Source organism: Streptomyces sp. AC602_WCS936 (genome assembly GCF_019049125.1).
Lineage (GTDB): Bacteria > Actinomycetota > Actinomycetes > Streptomycetales > Streptomycetaceae > Streptomyces.
In genome coordinates this window covers 42,738-65,478 of sequence record NZ_JAGMUF010000120.1, presented here as the reverse complement: position 1 = coordinate 65,478, position 22,741 = coordinate 42,738, and the positions used below count along the sequence as shown (strand labels likewise).

At 74.7% G+C, this 22,741-nt stretch carries 18 protein-coding genes; 4 read left to right on the top strand and 14 right to left on the bottom strand.

Translation table 11 applies throughout. The features are described from left to right. Positions 1-176: 176 nt before the first annotated feature. Positions 177-1,316, bottom strand: a complete 1,140-nt coding sequence (locus KUM03_RS32690; RefSeq protein WP_308406469.1) for an aminotransferase class V-fold PLP-dependent enzyme — start codon at positions 1,314-1,316, stop codon at positions 177-179. Positions 1,317-1,483: 167 nt separating this feature from the next. On the opposite strand from KUM03_RS32690, the gene KUM03_RS32685 reads away from it, so the two are divergent. The 3 genes from KUM03_RS32685 to KUM03_RS32675 all read left to right on the top strand — a co-directional run bounded on the left by KUM03_RS32685 (position 1,484) and on the right by KUM03_RS32675 (position 4,254). Beyond that, complete coding sequence (locus KUM03_RS32685; RefSeq protein ID WP_217254196.1) at positions 1,484-1,987, top strand: hypothetical protein; 504 nt, start codon at positions 1,484-1,486, stop codon at positions 1,985-1,987. 44 nt (positions 1,988-2,031) lie between these two features. Then, positions 2,032-3,123, top strand: coding sequence for an amidohydrolase family protein (locus KUM03_RS32680; protein WP_217254195.1), 1,092 nt, complete (start codon positions 2,032-2,034; stop codon positions 3,121-3,123). A 186-nt stretch (positions 3,124-3,309) separates the two neighbouring features. Then, entirely contained in the window at positions 3,310-4,254 is a 945-nt protein-coding gene (locus tag KUM03_RS32675; RefSeq protein WP_217254194.1) for an SCO1860 family LAETG-anchored protein, read from the top strand. A gap of 418 nt (positions 4,255-4,672) precedes the next feature. On the opposite strand, the gene cobC is transcribed toward KUM03_RS32675, so the two are convergent. From cobC to cobM, 6 genes are read right to left on the bottom strand one after another with little or no spacing between them, the layout of a single operon-like run. Further along, the gene (gene cobC / locus KUM03_RS32670; RefSeq protein WP_217254193.1) at positions 4,673-5,755 is read right to left on the bottom strand and encodes an Rv2231c family pyridoxal phosphate-dependent protein CobC; all 1,083 of its coding nucleotides are present in this window, start codon (positions 5,753-5,755) and stop codon (positions 4,673-4,675) included. Continuing rightward, positions 5,727-6,647 carry a sirohydrochlorin chelatase gene (locus tag KUM03_RS32665; RefSeq protein WP_217254192.1) on the bottom strand — a complete coding sequence of 307 codons (921 nt, stop codon included), beginning with the start codon at positions 6,645-6,647 and terminating at the stop codon, positions 5,727-5,729. The genes cobC and KUM03_RS32665 overlap by 29 nt, the downstream gene beginning before the upstream one ends. After that, on the bottom strand, positions 6,644-7,243 hold the full coding sequence (locus tag KUM03_RS32660) for a precorrin-8X methylmutase (RefSeq protein WP_217254191.1): 600 nt from the start codon (positions 7,241-7,243) through the stop codon (positions 6,644-6,646). The genes KUM03_RS32665 and KUM03_RS32660 overlap by 4 nt, the downstream gene beginning before the upstream one ends. Beyond that, positions 7,240-8,919 (bottom strand): precorrin-3B C(17)-methyltransferase, encoded by a 1,680-nt coding sequence (gene cobJ, locus KUM03_RS32655; RefSeq protein ID WP_217254190.1) that lies wholly within the window; start codon positions 8,917-8,919, stop codon positions 7,240-7,242. The genes KUM03_RS32660 and cobJ overlap by 4 nt, the downstream gene beginning before the upstream one ends. Continuing rightward, positions 8,916-10,157: a precorrin-6y C5,15-methyltransferase (decarboxylating) subunit CbiE gene (gene cbiE / locus KUM03_RS32650; RefSeq protein WP_217254189.1), complete on the bottom strand. Its 1,242-nt coding sequence runs from the start codon at positions 10,155-10,157 to the stop codon at positions 8,916-8,918. Before cbiE ends, cobJ begins: the two co-directional genes overlap by 4 nt. Next, the gene (gene cobM / locus KUM03_RS32645) at positions 10,154-10,990 is read right to left on the bottom strand and encodes a precorrin-4 C(11)-methyltransferase (protein WP_217254188.1); all 837 of its coding nucleotides are present in this window, start codon (positions 10,988-10,990) and stop codon (positions 10,154-10,156) included. Before cobM ends, cbiE begins: the two co-directional genes overlap by 4 nt. An 86-nt stretch (positions 10,991-11,076) precedes the next feature. Here cobM and KUM03_RS32640 point away from each other — a divergent pair, with 86 nt between their 5' ends. Then, positions 11,077-11,805, top strand: coding sequence for a ZIP family metal transporter (locus KUM03_RS32640; protein ID WP_217254187.1), 729 nt, complete (start codon positions 11,077-11,079; stop codon positions 11,803-11,805). A gap of 11 nt (positions 11,806-11,816) precedes the next feature. On the opposite strand, the gene cobI is transcribed toward KUM03_RS32640, so the two are convergent. From cobI to KUM03_RS32605, 7 genes are read right to left on the bottom strand one after another with little or no spacing between them, the layout of a single operon-like run. After that, positions 11,817-12,548: a precorrin-2 C(20)-methyltransferase gene (gene cobI, locus KUM03_RS32635; protein WP_217254186.1), complete on the bottom strand. Its 732-nt coding sequence runs from the start codon at positions 12,546-12,548 to the stop codon at positions 11,817-11,819. Beyond that, complete coding sequence (locus tag KUM03_RS32630) at positions 12,545-13,936, bottom strand: cobyrinate a,c-diamide synthase (RefSeq protein ID WP_217254185.1); 1,392 nt, start codon at positions 13,934-13,936, stop codon at positions 12,545-12,547. Before KUM03_RS32630 ends, cobI begins: the two co-directional genes overlap by 4 nt. Continuing rightward, positions 13,933-14,532 (bottom strand): cob(I)yrinic acid a,c-diamide adenosyltransferase, encoded by a 600-nt coding sequence (gene cobO / locus KUM03_RS32625; RefSeq protein WP_217254184.1) that lies wholly within the window; start codon positions 14,530-14,532, stop codon positions 13,933-13,935. The genes KUM03_RS32630 and cobO overlap by 4 nt, the downstream gene beginning before the upstream one ends. Then, positions 14,532-16,562 carry a putative cobaltochelatase gene (locus KUM03_RS32620; RefSeq protein ID WP_217254183.1) on the bottom strand — a complete coding sequence of 677 codons (2,031 nt, stop codon included), beginning with the start codon at positions 16,560-16,562 and terminating at the stop codon, positions 14,532-14,534. Before KUM03_RS32620 ends, cobO begins: the two co-directional genes overlap by 1 nt. Continuing rightward, positions 16,559-20,212 (bottom strand): cobaltochelatase subunit CobN, encoded by a 3,654-nt coding sequence (gene cobN, locus KUM03_RS32615; protein WP_217254182.1) that lies wholly within the window; start codon positions 20,210-20,212, stop codon positions 16,559-16,561. The genes KUM03_RS32620 and cobN overlap by 4 nt, the downstream gene beginning before the upstream one ends. Further along, the gene (locus KUM03_RS32610; protein ID WP_217254181.1) at positions 20,209-21,717 is read right to left on the bottom strand and encodes a cobyric acid synthase; all 1,509 of its coding nucleotides are present in this window, start codon (positions 21,715-21,717) and stop codon (positions 20,209-20,211) included. The genes cobN and KUM03_RS32610 overlap by 4 nt, the downstream gene beginning before the upstream one ends. After that, a complete protein-coding gene (locus KUM03_RS32605; protein WP_217254180.1) occupies positions 21,714-22,679 on the bottom strand; it encodes a cobalamin biosynthesis protein in 966 nt (321 codons plus the stop codon). The genes KUM03_RS32610 and KUM03_RS32605 overlap by 4 nt, the downstream gene beginning before the upstream one ends. Between the last annotated feature and the right edge of the window lie 62 nt (positions 22,680-22,741).

Below are 22,741 nucleotides of genomic sequence, written 5' to 3'. Positions count from 1 at the left end.
CATGTGTATCGGGTCACAATCACGTAACTCGCACGAGACGTGTCCGAAATGTGCAGCTTGGGCTTCGCGGAATCTTTGTGTTTAGGTCCCGGAAAAGCGGGCAGAAGAATACGGGAAGCTGTGCTGAGCGTAATTCCTTAATTCTGTTTGTGTGAGCGTCGGGAATTACCCCGAATTCACGCGCCCGTGCCCGCTGCCGAATGGCCGGGAGCGGCCGGCCCCTCCCAGGCGCCCTCGACGGCCCGCCGGGCGGCCTCCAGATCGGCCTTCAGCCCCTTCTCGGCCAGCGCGGCACCCAGTGCCGCCAGGGAGCCCTGAACGGCCCCGACAGTGGCGTCCGGGCCGTAGTGGTTGACCCGGATCATCTCCTTGGCCAGCGCGCCCCCGCCCGCGGCCAGCGGCAGCGCCGGGTCGGACGCCAGGGCGCGGGCCACCAGCTCGGAGGCGTCCACGTCCGGCGGCGTCCGCAGCGTCGTCGCGACCGGCGCCGCGTGCTTCGCCTCGTGCACGTACGGCTCCAGACCGCCCAGCGCCCGTACACCGGCCCGGGCGGCCGCCGCGGCCGACGCGTGCCGCGCCATCACCGTCTCCAGGCCCTCCGCCTCGATGCGCTCCACGCACGCCTCCAGCGCGAGCATCTCCAGCTGCGCCGGAGCGTGCAGCAGCGCCTTGCGCCCGCCGTCGATCCAGCGCTCCTTCCAGTCGAGGAGGGACAGGTACGAGCGCCGCGGGGCGTTCGGGTTCGCCGCCATCCGCGCCCACGCCCGCTCGCTCACCGACACCGCCGACACTCCGGCCGGGCCGCCCATCGCCTTCTGCGCGCCGATGACGCACAGGTCCACGCCCCACGCGTCCGGCAGTACCGGCTCGGCGCCCACGGAGGCCACGGCGTCCAGGTAGAACAGCGCGCCGTGCGCCCGCACCACCTCGCCGATCTCCGCCACCGGGTTGGTGTTCCCGGTCGCCGCCTCCGCGTGCACCAGGGACACGAAGTCGATCTCCGGGTGCTCGGCGAGGGCACCGCGGATCTGCTCGGCCGACACCGCCGTGTGGAACGGCACCGCGAGGTCGTGCACGGTCGCGCCGCAGTCCCGCAGCCAGTCCCCGAACGTCTGCCCGTACGGCCCCGTGACCACGTTCAGGGCGACGGTGCCCGGCCCGGCGGCGGCGCGGATGGCGCCCTCCAGCGGCAGCAGCGCCTCACCCTGCATGATCACGACGTCCTGTCCGGTGCCGAGCAGGCGCGCGACCCGGTCCTCGATCGCGGCGAAACGGCCGGCGCTCAGCGGGGCGAGGTCCAGGAAGGGGTGGGTCACGGCGGTGCTCTCTTCAGTAACGGTCAGGTGTACGGCGCGTACGCAGTCGAGAGTAACCACCGCCCCCGCCGCCACTCGCGCCGGAGGGCTTCCGTTGCGACACCCCCACGCCCGGAATTGTGGCTTCCGCAACAGTCACGGTGATCGCCGGATGATGGACTCGGCCCGTGATTCTCCTGCTGCTGCTCGTCGTCGCGGTGGTGACGGCCGTCCTCGTCAGCCGTGGCGCCGGCACCTACCCCCGCCGCCCCCGCACGGAGGCGGCCCCCCGGGGCGTCCCCGCGCCGCGCAAACCGGGCGCGCCCTTCCGCGTCCTCGCCGGAGTCGCCGGCGGGGCCGCCGCCCTGCTGTACCTCTGGGGTCTGGTGTGCGTGGGCTTCGCCGTCATGGAGGCGGAGGACGGTGGCACCGGCTCCGCGCCGCTGCGGCCGTGCCGTGCCGACGCGCCTCCGGAGCTGGCCGGGCGGATCGTCGACTACTCGGTCTCCTACCTGCCCCTCGGCTTCCGCTGCGAGACCGCCGACGGCGACGGCTACGACTCCGCCGACATCCCCGGCTACGTCAACCCCGGCGTCGCCGTCCTCGCCCTGGCCGCCGTCGCCGGCGCCGTCGCGGCCGGGTACACGACCGAGCTGCGCGCCCGCGCGGCAGCGCGCGAGGGCGGCCGGTGACCGGGCCTTCGAACGGCCCCGGGGCCCGGTCTAAGGTGCGGGGCATGAGCGATCGCACGGTGCTGCACGTGAAGGGTCGGGTGCTCGTCGGGCCTCAGGAGGTCCGGGACGAGTTGTGGGTGGTCGACGGCAGGATCTCGTACGACCGCCCGGCCGGCGCCGCCGACATCCGCACCGTCCGCGGCTGGGCCCTGCCCGGCCTGGTCGACGCCCACTGCCACGTCGGGCTCGACCAGCACGGAGCCGTTCCCGAGGACGTCGCCGAGAAGCAGGCGTTGACCGACCGCGAGGCGGGCACCCTGCTCATCCGCGACGCCGGCTCGCCCTCCGACACCCGCTGGATCGACGACCGCGACGACCTCCCGAAGATCATCCGGGCCGGTCGCCACATCGCCCGCACCCGCCGCTACATCCGCAACTACGCCTGGGAGGTCGAGCCCGACGATCTCGTCGCGTACGTCGCCCAGGAGGCGCGGCGCGGCGACGGCTGGGTGAAGCTGGTCGGCGACTGGATCGACCGCGACCTCGGCGACCTGTCGGCCTGCTGGCCGCGCGGTGCCGTGGAGGCGGCGATCGCGGAGGCCCACCGCCTCGGTGCCCGCGTCACCGCCCACTGCTTCGCCGAGGACTCCCTGCGCGACCTCGTCGAGGCCGGCATCGACTGCGTCGAGCACGCCACGGGCCTCACCGACGACACCATCCCGCTCTTCGCCGAGCGAGGCGTCGCCATCGTGCCGACCCTGGTCAACATCGCCACCTTCCCCGCCCTCGCCGACGGCGGCGAATCCAGGTTCCCCCGCTGGTCCGCCCACATGCGCCGGCTCCACGAACGCCGCTACGACACCGTGCGCAGCGCCTACGACGCCGGAATCCCGGTCTTCGTCGGCACCGACGCGGGCGGCTCGCTGGCGCACGGTCTGGCGGCGGCGGAGGTCGGGGAACTGGTCACCGCCGGCATCCCGCCCGTCGAGGCGCTGGCCGCGACGACCTGGGCGGCCCGGCGCTGGCTGGGGCGCCCCGGCCTGGACGAGGGCGCGCCGGCCGACCTGGTGGTGTTCGACGAGGACCCGCGCGCGGACGTGCGCGTGCTCGGCGCTCCGCGCCGGGTGGTGCTGAACGGGCGGGTCGTCGGTTAGCCGACCGGAGTGACGGCGGGGAACACCCGTGCCGTGGGATTCGAAAAGATGGGCGGAAACCCCACGAAGGGGTGAAGTGCCCCGCTATCGCTGACGGTTCGTCGTGCGCGGGGACATTCTTTCCGGGTCCCAAGCATGTCGCTCATGCGTGTCCCGCACGCATGTCTCACTGGGGGTCCCACCACCTTGAACGGCAACACCTTCCGCATGCCCGCACGCCGCCTCATGACCGTCGCGGCGGCCACCGCCCTCGCCGCCGGTCCCGCGGCGCTGGCCGGCGCGGGCACCGCACAGGCGACCGGCGACACCGGCCGCGCGAGCGCCACCGTCCTGCGCACCGGGCTCGACGTGTCCCTGCTCAACAAGACCGTGAACGTCCCGCTCACGGTCACCCTCAACGAGGTGCGGGCACCCGAGAGCGCCGAGAAGACCGCGCTGACCGTCCAGCTCGACGGCGTCGACGGCGGAAAGCCCTTCAGCGTCCTGCGCGCCGACGTGGCCCAGGCCAAGGCGACGGCGACCGCGGCGAAGAGCGAGGGCCGCACCGAACTGGCCCACGCCAAGGTGCACGTCCCCGGCCTGCCCCTGCTGTCCCTGATCGAGGTCGAGAAGGTCACCTCCACGGCGACCTGCGAGGCCGGGAAGGCGCCGGTCGCCGACGCCAACCTGCTGGGCGCGGTGACCGTCCTCGGCAAGAAGGTCACGCTGACCACCGGCGGGCCGACGGAGGTGAAGGTGCCCGGCGTCGGCGAGGTGCGGCTCGACCTCTCCAAGACAGAGACCACCTCGCGCACGGCCGCCGCCACCGCGCTCGAACTCAAGGTGTCCGTCAACCCGCTCGACCTCAACGTCGCCGAGGTCGACGGCACCCTGACCCTGGCCGAGGCGACCTGCGAGTCCCCGGCCGCCCCGGAGTCCGAGGCCGCACAGCCCCCGGCGAAGGCCGAGGAGCCCCCCGCCGAGGGGAAGGCCGAACCGGCCGCCGACGTCCAGCCCCAGGGCGCCCGGGCCGAGGCGGACCTGGCCGAGACCGGCGGCAGCTCGGCCACCCCGTACATCGCCGCCGGAGCAGCCGCCCTGGTCCTGGCCGGCGGCGGCGCCCTGGTCCTGGCCCGGCGCGGACGCGGCTGACCGGCGGCGGGGCGGCGGCCGGGCGGTTCCGGTTCCGGGTCCGGTTCCGGGTCCGGTTCCGGTTTCGGTTTCGGTTCCGGGAGGGAGCAACACCGTGCGGGGTTGCAGGGGAGCACCGCGCGAAGCTCCGGGGGAAGCGCGGGAGCCCGGCGCGCGGGCCCGGAACGGCTCCCGGGGGCGTGGGGCCGGTCCGGCCGCCTCCTGCGCCCAGGCTCTGGGGGACCGCGCACGGGTCTCGGGGAGGTGCCGTCGGACGCGTGCGCTCCCGTCGGCCCGAGGGGGAAGGCCGCACGCCCGTCCCGGGCGGGGCCGCTCGGAGGGATCCTGGCCCTCGGGAGGTCGCCGGCCCCAGGGCCCGGCTGTGCGCAAGGCACGGGACGAAGGACCGTGGGGCCGGGAGGCCGCGGGCCGCGGCGTCTCACGGGGACTCCGCCACCGCCCGCCCCAGTGCCGCCAGGAAGCCGTCCGTCGTCGCCCGGTCCCGTACGGCCAGCCGCAGCCACTCCTCGCCCAGCCCCGGGAACGTGTCCCCGCGCCGCACCGCGTACCCCAGGTCGCGCAGCCGGTGGCGTACGGCGGCGGCGTGCGGGAGGCGGAGGAGGACGAAAGGACCCTCGGCGGGAGCCACGACCCGCAGGCCGGCGCCCGCGAGGTCCGCGAGCCCGGCGACCAGGTGGGCCCGGTCCGCGGCGATGCGGTGGGCCGCGTGGGCGGCCTCCGCCAGCGCCCGCGGCGCCACGCACGCCTCCGCCGCCGCCAGCGCGGGCGTGGACACGGGCCACAGAGGCTGGGCCCGTTCCAGGTCCGCGATCATGTCCGGGGCCGCGAGGACGTACCCGATGCGCAGCCCCGCCAGCCCCCACGTCTTGGTGAGGCTGCGCAGGACCACCAGCCCGGGGACGTCCGTCCGCCCGGCCAGCGCCTCCCGCTCACCCGGCACCGCGTCCATGAACGCCTCGTCCACGACCAGCGTCCGCCCGGGACGGGCGAGCCCGGCGAGCGCGTGGGCCGGGTGCAGCACCGACGTCGGGTTCGTCGGGTTGCCGACGACCACCAGGTCGGCGTCCTCGGGGACGGCGGCCGGGTCCAGCCGGAAACCGTCCGCCTCCCGCAGCAGCACCCGGTCGACCGTGTGCCCCGCGTCCCGCAGCGCCGCCTCCGGCTCCGTGAACTGCGGATGCACCACGACCGGCCGACGCACCTTCAGCGCCCGCGCCAGCAGCACGAACGCCTCCGCCGCGCCCGCCGTCAGCAGCACCCGCTCCACCGGCAGCCCGTGCCGAGCCGCCACCGCCGCCCGCGCGGCCCGCCCGTCCGGGTAGGCCGCCAGGGAGCCGAGCGAACCGGCGACGTGCTCGCGCAGCCAGGCCGGGGGAGTGTCCGCGCGGACGTTCACCGCGAGGTCCACCAGCGCCGAACCGTCGTCGCGCACCTCGGCGTCCCCGTGGTGCCGCAGATCAGGCCCCTGGGCCTCAGTGTGCGTGGGAGTGTGCGTGTCCATGCCCGTGATGGTGCCCGTGGTGGTGATCGCCGTCGTCGTCGGGGTGGAAGTGCGGCTGCTGCGGCAGCCCCACCTTGTCCTCGAACCCCGGCAGCGCGATCCGGTACACACAGGAGTCGCAGTTCATCCGCAGGTCGCCCTTCACGGCCTCCTCGTACCGCTCCCACACCAGGTCGAGCAGCTCCGGCTCCGGCCCGATCACGTCCGCCGACCGCACCTCGGTCTCCGGGTGCGCGGCGGCCCACTCCTCGGTCTGGTGCCGGACCCGGTCCGGGAGGATGCCCGTGAACAGGAAGTACGGCAGCACCACGACCCGTCGCGCCCCCAGCCGCACACACCGGTCCAGGCCGCCCGGCACGTCCGGCTTCGCCAGCGACACGAACGCCGTCTCCACGGCCCCGTACCCGCGCCCCTCCCACAGCAGCCGCGCCGCCTTGAAGACCTCGGCGTTGGCGTCCGGGTCCGTCGACCCGCGCCCGACCAGCAGCACGGTCACCTCGGACGGGTCCCAGGACGGGTCGACCGCCTGAGCCAGCCGCCGCTCCAGCACCCGCAGCAGCGCCGGGTGCGGGCCCAGCGGACGCCCGTACGTGTACGAGATGCCGGGGTGGCGCTCCTTCTCGCGGGACAGCGCCGCCGGGATGTCGCCCTTGGCGTGCCCGGCGGACACCAGCATCAGCGGCACCGCGGCGAACCGGCGTACCCCGCGCTCGACCAGCTCCGTGACGGCCTCGCCGAGCGGCGGCGGGGACAGTTCGATGAAGCCGCCCGCGACGGGCAGCTCGGGGTGGCGGCGGCCCAGCTCGCGCACGAAGTCGCGGAAGGCCTCGGCTCCGGCCTCGTCCCGGGTGCCGTGTCCGGCGACGAGCAGGGCGGGCGGCTGGGTGGTCACGATTTCTCCTCGGAATACTCGGAATACTCAGTGGGGTGGTACAGCAGGGCGTTGAGTGCGGCGGCGGCGACCGCCGAGCCGCCCTTCTCGGACACGTTGCTGACGGCGGGCAGCCCGCTGTCGCGCAACGCGGCCTTGGACTCGGCCGCGCCGACGAAGCCAACGGGCAGACCGATGACGAGCGCCGGGCCGGCGTCCAGGGTGAGCAGCTCCTCCAGGGCGGTCGGCGCGTTGCCGATCACCCACAGGGCACCGGGACCGACCTGCTCGTACGCGAGCCGGATCGCGTGCGCCGAACGGGTCAGACCCGGCCCGGCCACGGCGTCCTTCAGCCGGCAGACGGTCTCCCGCCGGGTGATACCGGCAGCGACCATCTCGACGTCCACCACGACGGGCGCCCCGGCGTGCAGCGCGGCGTACGCCTTCTCCAGCGCGGCCTCGTCGGTGACGAGGTCACAGGCGTACTCCAGGTCGGCGGCGGAGTGGACGACCCGCTCCACCACCGCCCGGGTCAGCGGCGGGAAGTGCGAGGTGTCCAGGCGGGCGCGCAGCCGCCGGTAGGACTCCTGCTCGATGGGATGGACGACGCGGTTCACTTCGGTTCCTCCTGCCACCGGTAGCCGCGCGGCGTCACCATGCGACCGGCGATCCGGCGGGTCGCGGTGTTGCCCACCGTCACGACCGTCATCATGTCGACCGTCGTCGGGTCGAGGCCGGCGAGCGTGGTGAGGCGGCTCGACTCGTCCGCGCGGGACGCGTTGCGCACGACACCCACGGGCGTCGCCGGCTCCCGGTGCTCCGCGAGGATCGCCAGCGCCTTGGGCAGCTGCCAGTCCCGGCCCCGGCTGCGCGGGTTGTAGAACGTCACGACGATGTCGGCCTCGGCCGCCGCCCGCACCCGCCGCTCGATGACCTCCCACGGCGTGTGCAGGTCGGACAGGCTGATCGACACGTGGTCGTGGCCGAGCGGCGCGCCCAGAATCGCCCCGGCCGCCAGCGCCGCCGTCACGCCCGGCACCCCGACCACGTCGATGTCGTCGGACGCCTCCGCCAGCGCGGGCGAGGCCATGGCGTACACCCCCGCGTCCCCGCTGCCGATCAGCGCCACCGCGTGGCCGCGCCGGGCCTCCTCGACCGCCGTCCGGGCCCGCTCCTCCTCGGCGCCGAGCCCCGACTCCAGGACGCGCGTGCCCGGCCGCAGCAGGTCGCGGATCTGGTCGACGTACTGGTCGAGCCCGACCAGCACCGACGCCCGCCGCAACTCGGCCTGCGCGCGCGGCGTCACCAGATCCCGGGCGCCCGGCCCGAGCCCGACCACCGCGAGCCGCCCGCGCCCCGGCCGCCGTACGACGGCACAGGTCGCCATCGCGGGCGCCGCCGCCGACTTGCGCTTGGGCACGAGGAGTTCGCCGCCGCCCACCAGCGCCGCCGCCTCCGCGACCGACGGCGTGCCCACGGCCGCCAGCGGGGCGTCGGACGGATTGGGCACCTCGACGCCCGCCAGTTCCTCGGCGGCGTACGTCACCAGCGGCACGCCCAGCCGCTCGGCGGCGCCCACGATCCCGGGCTCCTCCGCCTTGGCGTCCACGGTGGCCAACTCGGCGACCGACACGGCGGACAGCCCGGCGTCCCGCAGGGCCTCCTCCACCAGCCCCAGCACCTCGTCGACCGGCGCGCCCTTCGAGGCGCCGACGCCGACCACCAGGGACGGCGGACGCAGCACGACCTCGCGCTCGGCCGGCTCCACCAGACGGTCGGTCACCCGGACCGCGTACGCCCCCTCCCCGGCGGCGGGCAGCGGCGGCAACGGCCAGCTCACCTCCGCCCGCAGCGCCACCGGCTCACCGTCCAGCAGGGCCCGCGAGACCCCGGCGACGTCACCCTCCACGGGCAGCCCGAGCGTGTCCAGGCCGGGCAGGCCGACCGCGTCCGTCGCCGTCGTCACCACCGGCTCCGCGCCCAGCACCTCGCCGACCGCGCGGGCCAGTTCGTTGGCGCCGCCGTGGCCGCCGACCAGCGACACGGCGAACCGCCCGCCCTCGTCGACGCACACCACTCCCGGATCGGTCCGCTTGTCGTCCAGCAGCGGCGCCACCAGCCGGACCACGGCCCCCGTGGCCAGGAAGCACACGAGCTGCTCGCACTCGGCGAACGCGGTCCGTACGGCGTCCGCGACGGGACCCCCGTACACGTGCGTGCGGTCCGGCCACGCCGCGGCCAGCCGGTCCCGCGCCGCCGCTCCCGCCGCGGTGGCGGAAATGAGGCCGATCAAGGGGCAACTCCTTCGGTACGGCTGTGCGGCCTGACGCCCCACAGCAGGAACACGGGATTGGTGGCCGCGAGCCGGGTCACGTCACCCGGCAGCGGCGCCAGCCGGGACGACTGCAGCAGCACCCCGTCACACTCCAGCCCGGCGTCGAGCAGCGCCTCGCGGGCCGCCGGCACCCGGTCCAGCGCGGCCATGGCGACGACCACGGCCCGCCGGGCGCGCCGCGCGCACGCCGCGACGATCGACGGCAGTTCGCGCCCGCCGCCCCCGACGAACACGGCGTCCGGATCGTCCGGAGCATCCAGGCCGGACAGCACCGCGGGCGCCGCCCCGTGCACCACCCGTACGTCCACGCCGTGCGCGGCGGCGTTTACGCGGACCCGCTCCGCCCCGTCCGGCGTCTTCTCGACGGCGGTGACGGCGGCGCCGAGCCGCGCGCACTCCACGGCCACGGACCCCGAGCCCGCCCCGACGTCCCACACCAGGTCCCCGGGCCGGGGCCCGAGCCGGGCCAGCGCCAGCGCCCGCACCTCGAACTTGGTGATCATCGAGTCGCGGTGGGCGAACTCCGTCTCGTCCAGGGCCCATCCGCCGGGCCCCGGTCGCGGTCCGGCGACCGCGCGTACCGGCCCCAGCGCCCGCGCCTCGTCCAGGCACAGCACCACGCTCACCGCCGCCCCCCAGTCCCGACCAGCCGCCTCGGCGGGCGTCACCCGCTCCACCCGCTCCTCGCCGGAGCCCAGCGCGGAGGCGACGACCAGGACCCGGGCGTCGCCCCGCAGCGCGGCGCCCAGCTCCGCCGGACCGGCCCCCGGCCCGGTCAGCACGGCGACCTTCGGCTGCGCCCGGCACAGGTTCACCGCCGTCCGCAGGTCCCGCCCGTGCGCGCTCGCCACCACGGCGTCGTCCCACGGCAGCCCGACGCGCGCGAAGGCGGCGGCGACGGAGGACACCCCGGGCCGCACGTCCAGCCGCTCCGACCCGAACCGCTCGGCCAGCACCCGCACGATCCCGAAGAACCCCGGGTCACCGGAGGCCAGCACGACCACCGGCCGCTCCTTCGCGACGTACTCCGCGACCGTCTCCAGGGCGGGCGCCAGCGCCCCGAGCACGACCCGCTCGGCCCCCTCGGGCAGCCGTACGGCGTCCAGGTGCCGCCGCCCGCCGACGACCAACTCGGCCCCGGCGGTGACGTCCGCGCCGGGTGGCGCACCGGCCCCCATGCCCACCACGGTGATCACGTGCTCGCACCCCGCGCACGCAGCTCACGCCGCGCCTCGGGATCGGCCTTCCGGTAACCGTGGAAGTGCCCCGGGTGGTACAGGTGCGAGCGCGTGCCGTGCGCGTCGAGGGCCGGGCCGACCAGGAACAGGGTGTGCTTCCAGAGCTTGTGCTCCTTGACCGTCTCCTCCAGCGTGCCGACCGTGCACCGCACGACCAGCTCCTCCGGCCAGGTGACCTGGTACGCCACGACGACGGGCGTCTCGGTCGGGTAGCCGCCCTCCAGCAGCTCCCGCACCAGCTGCCCGCTGCGCGCCGCCGACAGGAACACCGCCATGGTCGTCCCGTGCTTCGCGAACTCGCGGACCTCCTCCCCGGGCGGCATCGGCGTCTTGCCGCCGCCGAGCCGGGTGAGGACGACGGACTGCGCCACCTCCGGAATCGTCAGCTCCCGCTGCGCCAGCGCGGCCACCGCGGAGAAGGCGGAGACGCCGGGCACGACCTCGGTCGCGATGCCGATCTCCGCGCACCGGTCCAGCTGCTCCTGCGTACCGCCCCACAGCGCCGGATCGCCGGAGTGGATACGGGCCACCCGCAGCCCCTCCGCCAGCGCCCGCCGGTAGACGGCCACGACGTCCTCCAGCGACATCGTCGCCGAGTCCAGCACTTCCGCACCCTCCCGCGCGTGCTGGAGCACCTCCGCCTGCACCAGGCTCGCCGCCCAGATCACGATGTCGGCCTCGGCGATGGCGCGCGCCGCGCGGAACGTCAGCAGATCGGCGGCGCCGGGACCGGCACCGACGAAGGTCACCTTGCCGGTACGGGCGGCGGCATCACGGGCCACGGAATCCATGGGACGGGGTCCTTTCCTACGCATATTTACTGCCGTTGCCGCTGTCGTGCGCACGGATTCGCGCTCCGATCGGATAGCAAGGGCCCATGGCGGTCTTCGTCGCGCTCGGCGCGTTCCTGATGACGCTGGCCGGCGGCTGGACGGCACAGCGGGTGACCGACCGGCGCCACCTGGTCCTCGGCCTGGCCGGCGGCCTGATGCTCGGCGTGGTCGGCCTCGACCTGCTGCCGGAAGCCCTGGAGGCGGCCGGCGACGAGGTGTTCGGCGTGCCGGAGGCACTGCTCCTCTTCGTCGCCGGCTTCCTGCTGGCGCACCTGGTGGAACGCCTGCTGGCCGCCCGCCGCGCCGCGCACGGCGCCGACGAGCACGGACACCGCTCGCCCGAGGTGGGCCTGACGGCCGCCGCCGCGATGGTCGGGCACAGCGCGATGGACGGCGTGGCGATCGGCGCGGCCTTCCAGGTCGGCGGCGGCATGGGAGCGGCGGTCGCGATGGCCGTCATCGCCCACGACTTCGCGGACGGCTTCAACACCTACATGCTCACCAGCCTGTACGGGAACGCCCGCCGCCGCGCCGTCGCGATGCTGTTCGCCGACGCGGTGGCCCCTGTGGCCGGTGCCGCGTCCACTCTCCTGTTCGAGATCCCCGAAGGCGTCCTCGGCGCGTATCTCGGCCTCTTCGGCGGCGCGCTGCTCTACCTCGCCGCCGCCGAGATCCTCCCCGAGGCCCACCACGAGCACCCGGCCCGCTCGACGCTGCTGTGCACGGTCGCGGGCGCGGCGTTCATCTGGCTGGTGGTGGGCGTGGCGGAGTGACGAGCCCCGGATCACAGCTTCCCGCCCCGCCCGCCCTCGCGCCGGGCGGGCGCGATGAGCGTCGAGAGGTAGGGCAGCGGCCCGCCGTCCAGCTCGGCAGCGGCCCGTACGGACTCCTCGGGCAGCCCCAGTGCCGACCCCCACACGGCGTCGTCCAGCCGCCCGGTCTCCCGCAGCGCCTCGGCCACCTCGGCGGCCTGCCGGCCGAACTTGTAGGCGACGACGGTCCCGGGCCCGTTCAGCGCGTCCTTGAGCACGGCCGCGCCCGCCGTCACCGGCACCAGCGTCAACGGCTCGGTGCCCTCGGTCAGTACGGCCCCCGACCGCGCCGCGAGGTCCTGCATCGCGGTGATCCCCGGCACGGTCTCCACGACGGTGCCCGGCACCAGTTCGCCGACGGTCTGCGCGAGATAGGTGAAGGTCGAGTACACGTTGGGGTCGCCGATGGTGGCGAAGGCGACGCTCCCGTACTCCCGCAGCAGCCCGGCGACCCGCTCCCCGGCCGCGTCCCAGGCCGCCTCGCGCCGCGCCCGGTCGGTGCGCTCGTTGAGCGCGAACACGACCCGTACGACCTTCTGGGCGGGGACGTAGTGCAGCACGGTCGCCTCTGCCCGCCCCTGCTCGCCCGTGTCCATGACGGGCACGACGACCACATCGGCGGCCCGCAGCGCGTTGACCCCCTTGACGGTCACCAGCTCCGGGTCCCCGGGCCCCACTCCGACCCCGACCAGTCTGCTGCTCATGACGTCCGGCACCTCTCCACGAACCGACGGGCGACACCGGGCTCGGACGCCCAGTGCGTGTGCAGATAGCTCGCGTGCACACCGCGCTCCACGAATCCCTCGACGCGCCGCTCGGGCGCCCGCATCCCCCACGCCGGCGCGGCCCCGGCCCCCGGCTCCACCACGGTCCGGTGGAACTCGTGCCCCCGCATCCGCGTCCCCGCCACGGCCAGCGCACTGTCGGTCACGGCGACGGCGTCCCGGTACCCCAGGGTCAACCGCTCCGACATCCGCGCCGAGGCGTCCAGCACCCCGCACATCGGCAGCCCGTCCAGCTCCCGGCACAGGTACAGCAGCCCCGCACACTCGGCCGCGACGGGAGCACCGCTCAGCGCCAGCTCGGCGACGGCCTTGCGCAACGGCTCGTTGGCGGACAGCTCGGCGGCGTACACCTCGGGGAACCCGCCCCCGACGACGAGCCCGGCGGTCCCCTCGGGCAGCTCCTCGTCCCGCAACGGATCGAAGGTGACGACCTCGGCCCCGGAGGCGGCAAGCAGCTCGGAGTGCTCGGCGTAGGAGAACGTGAAGGCCGCCCCGCCGGCGACGGCGACGCGCAGCGGTGACCTCTTGTCCGACCGAGTCGGGTGGTGGGTGGGCACAGGCCCGGGGGTCCAGGGGGCGGAGCCCCCTGGCAACGGTCCGGCAGCCCGCGCCAGCCCCACCAACGCCTCCAGATCACAACCGTCGGAGACCTGCGCGGCCATCGCCGCAACGGCGTCGACCGCCTCCGACCGCCGCTCGGCGACCGGCACCAACCCCAGATGCCGGGACGGCGTATCGACCTGCGGTGCCCGCCGCAACACCCCCAGCACCGGCACTCCGACGGAGTCCAGCGCCTCCCGCAACAGCCCCTCGTGCCGGTCCGACCCGACCTTGTTCAGGATCACGCCCCCGACCCGCACCTCCGGGTCCCACGACACGAACCCGTGCACCAGCGCCGCCACCGACCGCGACTGCGACGACGCGTCCACGACCAGCACCACCGGCGCCCCGAGCAGCTTCGCGACCTGCGCGGTGGACGCCAGCTCGCCTTCCCCGGCGGCCCCGTCGTACAGCCCCATCACGCCCTCGACCACGGCGATGTCGCACCCGCGCGCCCCGTGCAGGAACAGCGGAGCCACCAGCTCCGCCCCGCACAGGTAGGCGTCCAGGTTCCGCCCCACCCGCCCCGTGGCGAGCGAGTGGTACCCGGGATCGATGTAGTCGGGCCCGACCTTGTGCGGCGACACGGCGAGCCCGCGCCCGGCGAGCGCGGCCATCAGCCCCGTGGCGACGGTGGTCTTGCCGCTCCCCGAGGAGGGCGCGGCGACGACCAGCCGAGGCACGGACGAGGACGGAGACGAGGTCACCACTCGATGCCCCTCTGCCCCTTCTGCCCCGCGTCCATCGGGTGCTTGACCTTGGACATGTCGGTGACGAGGTCGGCGAACCCCACCAGCTTCTCCGGCGCGTTCCGCCCGGTGATCACGACGTGCTGGGTCCCGGGCCGCTCCCGCAGCACGGACACGACCTCGTCGGTGTCGACCCACCCCCAGTGCATCGGGTAGGCGAACTCGTCCAGCACGTACAGCTTGTACGTCTCGGCGGCCAGGTCCCGCTTGACCTGCTCCCAGCCCTCCCGGGCCTTCTCCTCGTTGTCCATCTGAGCGTCCCGCTGGACCCAGGACCAGCCCTCGCCCATCTTGTGCCAGTCGACGGACCCGCCCTCACCGCTGGCACCGAGCACCCGCAGCGCGTTCTCCTCGCCGACCTTCCACTTCGCCGACTTGACGAACTGGAACACCCCGATCGGCCACCCCTGGTTCCAGGCGCGCAGCGCCAGCCCGAAGGCGGCGGTGGACTTGCCCTTCCCGATGCCCGTGTGCACGACGACCAGTGGACGATTACGCCGCTGACGTGTCGTCAGCCCGTCGTCCGGCACGACACTCGGCTGCCCCTTCGGCACTACGCGGCCCTCCTGGTCCCCTGCACGTCCCTCACCAAGCCGGCGATGGAGTCCGCCCGCAGCTCGTCCAGCGTCACCGCCGTACCGCCCAGCTCACCCGCGAGCTGCCCGGCGAGCCCCAGCCGCACGGGTCCCGACTCGCAGTCCACGACCACGGACGCGGTCCCCTCGGCCGCGAACAGCCGCGCCGCCCGCCCCGCCAGCGCGACGGGCTCGGGACCACCCGTGGCCCGCCCGTCCGTCACCACCACGACCAGCGCCCGCCGCGCCGGGTCCCGCAGCCGCTCGACCCGCAACACCTCGTGCGCCCGCAGCAGCCCGGCGGCGAGCGGCGTACGCCCCCCGGTCGGCAGCGACTCCAGCCGCACCGCCGCCGCGTCCACCGACGAGGTCGGCGGCAGCGCGACGTCGGCCGCCGAACCCCGGAAGGTCACCAGTCCCACCTTGTCCCGCCGCTGGTAGGCGTCCAGCAGCAGCGACAGCACGGCACCCTTCACGGCGCTCATCCGCTGCCGCGCGGCCATCGAGCCGGAGGCGTCCACGACGAACAGCACGAGGTTGCCCTCACGTCCCTCACGGCTCGCCTGCCGCAGATCGTCCCGCCGGACCACCAGACCGGGCCCCGACCGTCCCCGCGCCCGCTGGTGCGGGGCGGCGGCCTGCACGGTGGCGGCCAGATGCAACTTGGTCAGCGCACCTTGCGGCCGCCGGGCGCCCGTGGTCCGCCCGTGCTCGGTCCGCGCCCGCGACCGCCGCCCGGCGGCACCCTCACCGAGCCCCGGCACGCTGAGCACCTTGGTCCGGAACGGCTCGGCGGCCCGCGCGGGCGACTGCTCACTGGCCCCGGACCCGGAAGGCTGCGGTTCCCCGCCCTCCCCGGCCTCGGGGCGCGCGGCGGCGTCACCGTGGCTCTGCGGGGTGTCGTCGGGCTCCGGCTGCCCACCCGGGCCACCGGGACCGTCGGGACCCGGGTCGGGATCGTCGTCCCCGCCACCGTCCCCGCCACCGTCTCCGTCCTGCCCGCCGAACTCCTCCAGCGTCTCGTCGAGCTTGTCCTCGTCGAGGCCCGGCGCGTCGAACGGATTGCGCCGCCGCCGGTGCGGCAGCGCCAGCAGCGCGGCCTGCCGCACGTCCTCCGCCAGTACGTCCGTGCGCCCGGCCCACGCCGCCAGCGCGGTCGCGGTCCGCGCCATGACGATGTCGGCGCGCATCCCGTCCACCTCGAAGGCGGCACAGGTCGCCGCGATCTGCCGCAGCGCCCCGTCGCCCAGCCGCACCGACGGCAGCAGTTCCCGCGCCGCCACGATCCGCGCCCGTACGGTGGCCTCCTCATCCGCCCAGCGCGCGGCGAAACCGGCCGGGTCGTCGTCGTAGGCGAGCCGCCGCCGCACGACCTCCACCCGCTGGTCGGGCTCGCGCGAGGCCGAGACCTCCACGGTCAGCCCGAACCGGTCGAGGAGCTGCGGCCGCAGCTCGCCCTCCTCGGGGTTCATCGTGCCGACGAGCAGGAACCGCGCCGCGTGCCGCACCGACACGCCCTCGCGCTCGACGTACGAGGCCCCCATCGCCGCCGCGTCCAGCAGCAGGTCCACGAGGTGGTCGTGGAGGAGGTTGACCTCGTCCACGTACAGGATGCCCCGGTGCGCGTCGGCCAGCAGACCCGGCTCGAAGGCCTTCACTCCCTCCGCCAGCGCCCGCTCGATGTCGAGGGCGCCCACCAACCGGTCCTCGGAGGCGCCGACGGGCAGCTCGACCATCCTGGCCGGCCGGGAACCCGAGGCCCCCGGCTCGTGCGGCCCGTCCGGGCAGGCGAGGTCGGGGGAGCCGGGGTCGCAGGAGAAGCGGCACCCGGAGACGACGTCCACCTCCGGCATCAGCGCCGACAGCGCACGCACGGCCGTCGACTTGGCGGTGCCCTTCTCGCCGCGCACCAGCACACCGCCGACGGCCGGCGAGACGGCGTTCAGCAGCAGCGCGAGCCGCAGGTCGTCCTGGCCGACGACGGCCGTGAACGGGAACGGGGTACTCACTTCTCGTCACCCTCCAAGTCGCCCTCGAGCTCCAGATACGTGGCGCGCAGCCGCTCCAGCGTCTCCGCGTCCGGTTCGGCCCACAGGCCACGGTCGGCCGCTTCCAGCAGCCGCTCGGTGATGCCCCGCAGCGCCCACGGGTTGGACTTCTTCATGAAGTCCCGGTTCTCCGGGTCGAAGACGTACTCGGCGCTGAGCTTCTCGTACATCCAGTCGTCCACGACCCCGGCCGTGGCGTCGTACCCGAAGAGGTAGTCCACGGTCGCCGCCATCTCGAAGGCGCCCTTGTAGCCATGCCTGCGCATCGCTGACATCCACCTGGGATTGACCACCCGCGCCCGGAAGACCCGGTGCGTCTCCTCGCCCAGCGTCCGCGTCTTGACCTGGTCGGGAGTGGCCGAGTCGCCGACGTACGCCTCCGGGCTCCGGCCCGTCAGGTGTCGCACCATCGCCACCATGCCGCCGTGGTACTGGAAGTAGTCGTCGGCGTCGACGAGGTCGTGCTCACGCGTGTCGACATTCTTCGCCGCCACCGCGATCCGCCGGAACGCCGTCTCCATGTCCCCCCGCGCCGCCCGCCCGTCGAGCCCGCGCCCGTAGGCGTAGCCGCCCCACACCGCGTACACCTCGGCGAGGTCCGCGTCGCTGCGCCAGTTGCGGGCGTCGATCAGCGGCAGCAGCCCGGCACCGTACGCGCCCGGCTTGGAACCGAAGATGCGCGCCGTGGCCCGCCGCCGGTCGCCGTGCTCGGCCGCGTCCTCCTCCACGTGCGCCCGTACGTAGTTGGACTCGGCGGGCTCGTCCAGCTCGGCCACCGCCCGCACCGCGTCGTCGATCAGCCCGACGACGTGCGGAAACGCGTCCCGGAAAAAGCCCGAGATGCGCACCGTGACATCGACGCGCGGCCGGCCCAGTTCCTCCACCGGCACCACCTCGAAGCCCGTCACCCGGCGCGACGCGTCGTCCCAGACCGGACGGCAGCCCAGCAGCGCCAGGATCTCCGCGATGTCGTCACCCTGGGTGCGCATCGCGGACGTGCCCCAGACGGTGAGCCCGACGGACCTCGGGTACTCACCCGTGTCGCTCAGGTACCGCTGGATCAGCGAGTCCGCCAGCGACTGCCCGACCTCCCAGCTCAGCCGGGACGGGATCGCCTTCGGGTCGACGGAGTAGAAGTTCCGGCCGGTCGGCAGGACATTGACCAGACCGCGCGTCGGCGAACCGGACGGTCCGGCCGGGACGTAACCGCCGTCCAGGGCTCGCAGGATGTGCCCGATCTCGTCCGTCGTCCGGGCCAGGCGCGGCACGACCTCCGTGCAGGCGAACTCCAGCACCGCGACCGCGTCGGGGAGTTCGGCGCCCAGCACCTCGCGCACCAGGCCAGGGGCCGCCGCCGTGTCCCAGGACCGCAGCTCCATGCCCTCCGCGATCCGCCGGCACAGCTGCTCCAGCAGGTCGATCGCGTCGGAGGCCGACCGCGCCGGGCCGTCCACCAGGTCCGTCAGCTCCACCGGCACCTTCACCGGCGCGCCCGGCTCGGCCAGCAGCTCCTTCTCCACCAGCCCGAAGTGCTCGGCGAGGGACGCCCGCAGGCCCGGCAGCGCGTTGGCCTGCCCGCCCCAGACCTGGGAGGCGCGCAGCACCGCCAGGACCAGGTTCACGCGCGGCTCGCCGACCGGGCCGCCGCCCAGGATGTGCAGGCCGTCGCGGATCTGCACGTCCTTGATCTCGCACAGGTAGCCGTCGATGTGCATGACGAACTCGTCGAACGCGTCGTCGTCCGGCTGGTCGTCCACGTGCAGGTCGTGGTGGAGCTCGGCCGCCTTGACCAGCGTCCAGATCTGCGCCCGGACGGCAGGCGCCTTCACCGGGTCCAGGTCGGAGACGAGCGCGTACTCGTCGAGCAGCTGCTCCAGCTTGGCCAGGTCCCCGTAGGTGTCCGCGCGGGCCATCGGCGGCACCAGGTGGTCGACGACCGTGGCGTGGCCGCGCCGCTTGGCCTGGGTGCCCTCGCCGGGGTCGTTGACGATGAACGGGTAGATCAGCGGCAGGTCGCCGAGGACCGCGTCCGGGGCACAGCCGGCGCTCAACCCCAGCCCCTTGCCCGGCAGCCACTCCATCGTGCCGTGCTTGCCCATGTGCACGATCGCGTCGGCGCCGAAACTGTTCTCCAGCCAGCGGTAGGCGGCCATGTAGTGGTGCGACGGCGGCATGTCCGGGTCGTGGTAGATCGCGATGGGGTTCTCGCCGAAGCCGCGCGGCGGCTGGATCATGACGACGACGTTCCCGAACTGGAGGGAGGCGAGGACGACGTCGTCCCCGTCCACGTACAGCGAACCCGGCGGCTCGCCCCACGCCTCCCGCATCGCGTCCCGCAGCTCCGGGTCCAGCTTCTCGAACCACGCCCGGTAGTCGGCCAGCGGAACCCGCGCGGGCGCCGCCGCGAGCTGGTCCTCCGTCAGCCACTCCACGTCGTGACCGCCCGCCTCGATGAGCCGGTGGATCAGCTCGTCGCCGCCGGCGGGGTACTCGGTGAGCGAGTACCCGGCGTCCTTGAGCGCGTCCAGGACCCGCACGGCGGAGGCAGGGGTGTCGAGGCCCACCGCGTTGCCGACGCGGGAGTGCTTGGTCGGATACGCCGTGAAGACGAGCGCGAGCTTCTTGTCGGCGTTCGGCTTGTGCTTGAGGGCCGCGTGCCGGACGGCGATCCCGGCGACCCGCCCGGCCCGCTCGGGGTCGGCGACGTACACCGGCACGTCGTCGGGGCCCTGCTCCTTGAAGGAGAACGGCACGGTGACCAGGCGCCCGTCGAACTCCGGGATGGCGACCTGCATCGCCGCGTCCATGGGGGAGAGGGCGGCGTCCGACTCGTCCCAGGCGGCCCGGGAGGAGGTGAGGCAGAGCCCTTGCAGCACGGGGACGTTCAGGTCGGCCAGCGCCCCGATGTCCCACGCCTCCTCGTCGCCGCCCGCCGACGCCTGCGAGGCGTGCGTGCCGCCGGCCGCGAGGACCGTGGCGACCAGGGCGTCGGTCCGGCCCAGCAGCTCGTACAGCCCGGCGTCCGCACCGCGCAGCGAACCGCAGTAGACGGGCAGGGCGTTGGCACCGTGCGCCTCGATCGCGTCGCACAGCGTGTCGACGAAGGCGGTGTTGCCGCTGAGCTGGTGGGCGCGGTAGAAGAGCACGCCGACCGTCGGACGGCCCTCGGCGAACGCCCGCTCGCCGTGGACGCCGTACTCCGGCATCTTGCGCGGCTCCTCGAAGCCCTCGCCGGTCAGCAGCACCGTGTCGGACAGGAACCGGGCGAGCTGGGTGAGGTTGGCGGGCCCGCCCTCGACCAGGTAGCGCAGCGCCTCCGCCACCACACCGGCCGGCACCGAGGACTCGGCCATCAGCTCGGCGTCCGGGACGCTCTCGCCGCCCAGCAGGACGGTCGGGACACCGGAGGCCTTGAGCGCGGCGAGCCCGTCCTCCCAGGCGCGCTTGCCGCCCAGCAGGCGCACGACGGCGATGTCCGCGCCCTCGACGAGGGACGGCAGCTCCTCCGTCACGTCGACCCGGGTCGGGTTGCCGATCCTGTAGGCGGCGTCCGACGCGCGGGCCGCCAGCAGGTCCGTGTCGGCGGTCGACAACAACAACACTGTGCTCATGCGGGCGCTCCCGGTGGAATGAAGGGCAGTCCTTGCGGCGCGCCGGACTCGATGAGCCGCCACAGCGCGTCCGTGTCCGCGTGGTGTTCGATCAGGTCGCCGAGCCGGTCGAGCTGCTCCTCGCGCAGCGCGGCGAACGAGGTGTCGGGGGCCGGCACGAAGCGGCGGCCCGCGGCGGCGGCCACCTCGCGCAGGAACGCCCGCCGGAAGCCGTCCGACTCCAGCGAGCCGTGCCAGTGCGTGCCCCAGGTCTGGCCGACCCGGCAGCCGTCCAAGAAGGGTGCGCCGCCCGTGACTTCGGCGACTCCGTGGTGGATCTCGTACCCCTCGACCCGCTCGCCGAGGGCCTCGCCCACCGGCCGGGTGAGGGTCTTCTCGCGGGCGAACCGCACCCGCACGGGCAGCAGTCCGAGCCCGTCCACGTGCCCCGCGCGGGACTCGACCTCGTCCTCGATGTGCTCGCCGAGCAGCTGGAAGCCGCCGCAGATCCCGAGGACGGGCCGCCGCTCGGCCACCCTGCGCGCGATGGCGTCCGCGAGCCCCCGCTCCCGCAGCCACTCCAGGGCCCGGACCGTCCCCCGCGTCCCGGGCACGATGACGAGGTCCGCGTCGGCCAGCTCCTCCGGCCGGTCCACGAACCGCACCACGACACCGGGTTCGGCGGCCAGTGCGTCCACGTCCGTGAAGTTGGACATGAGCGGGACCGCGCAGACGGCGACCCGTAGCACGTCCTCGCCGACCGGCGGCGCGACGACCGACTCGCGCACGGTCCCCCGCAGGGACACGCGCAGTCCGTCCTCCTCGTCGATGCCGAGTCCGTGCCGGAAGGGCAGGACGCCGTACGTGTGCCGCCCGGTGAGCCCGTGCAGCATCTCCAGACCCGGCTCCAGCAGCGAGACGTCACCCCGGAACTTGTTGACGAGGAACCCGGCGACCAGCGCCTGGTCCTCGGGCGCCAGCAACGCCACCGTCCCGAAGAACGAGGCGATGACCCCGCCCCGGTCGATGTCGCCCACCACCAGCACGGGCAGCCCGGCGCCCCGGGCGATCCCCATGTTCACGATGTCGGTCCGGCGCAGGTTGATCTCGGCCGGACTGCCCGCCCCCTCGCAGATCACCGCGTCATACGTGCCCCGCAGCTCGGCCAGACAGTCCAGCACGGTGCCGAGCAACTGCTGCTGCCGTCCGCCGTGGTAGCCGCGGGCGCTCATCTCGCCGACCGGCTTGCCGAGCAGCACGACCTGGCTGCTGCGCTCACCGCCAGGCTTCAGCAGCACCGGGTTCATCTGCGCGGTCGGCTCCACCCGGCACGCCTGGGCCTGCATGGCCTGCGCCCGCCCGATCTCGGCGCCCTCGCGGGTCACGAACGAATTGAGGGACATGTTCTGCGCCTTGAAGGGCGCCACCTTCACGCCCTGGCGCACCAGCCAGCGGCAGATCCCGGCGGTGACGACGCTCTTGCCGGCGTCGGAGGTGGTGCCGGCGACGAGGAGGCCACCGTTCATGACGTACGTCCCTTCCTGATGACCCCGCGGACGAGCAGCCGCGCGCCCGCGCACGCGCCGAGCGCCAGCCAGCCCACGCGCCGGGAGAGCCGCACGGCCCGTTCGATGTCGCCGGAACCTGCCCGTACGGGCCGTCCCGCCGCCCCGTTGAGGACGGGCCGGTGCTCGACCCGTCCGCCATAGGAGAGCGTCCCGCCGAGCCGCACGCCCAGGGCGCCCGCGAACGAGGCCTCCACAGGACCGGCGTTGGGGCTCGGGTGCCGCGCGGCGTCGGCGCGCCAGGCCCGTACGGCGCCCCGGGGATCACCGCCGGCCGCGGTGGCCAGGGCGGCGGTCAGGCGGGCGCCCGGCCAGCCCGCGAGGTCGTCGAGCCGGGCCGAGGCCCAGCCGTAGCGGCGGTACTTGGGCGACTTGTGGCCGACCATGGCGTCCAGGGTGTTCACGGCCCGGAAGCCGGCCAGTCCGGGCACCCCGCCCAACGCGCCCCACACCAGGGCGCCCACCACCGCGTCCGAGGTGTTCTCGGCGACGGACTCCACGACCGCCCGGGCGATCCCGTCGGCGTCCAGTGCCTGCGGGTCCCGGCCGCACAGGTGCGGCAGCCGCGCGCGGGCCGCCTCGACGTCGCCGGCCTCCAGGGCGCGGCCGACGGCGCTCGCCTCGCGGGCGAGCGAGGTGCCGCCGACGACCGCCCAGGTGGCGGCGGCGGTCAGCGCGACGGAGGCGGCGGGGGAGTGGCGTACGGCGCGGGTGGCGGCCAGCCCGAGGGCGGCGGCGCCACCGGCGCACACGGCGGTGTGCAGCGCGCCCCAGCCTCGGTGGTCGTGCCACAGCACCCGTTCCACGGCACCGGCGGCACGGCCGAACGCGGCGACCGGGTGTCCGCGGCGCGGGTCGCCGAGGAGGAGGTCACCGAGGAGGCCGGCGGCGGCGCCGTACGCGAAGACGCGTTCGGCGCGCACGGCTCAACCGACCGTGGGAAGGAGAAGACGAACGGTGTCGCTGGTGAGCCCGGAACGGCAGC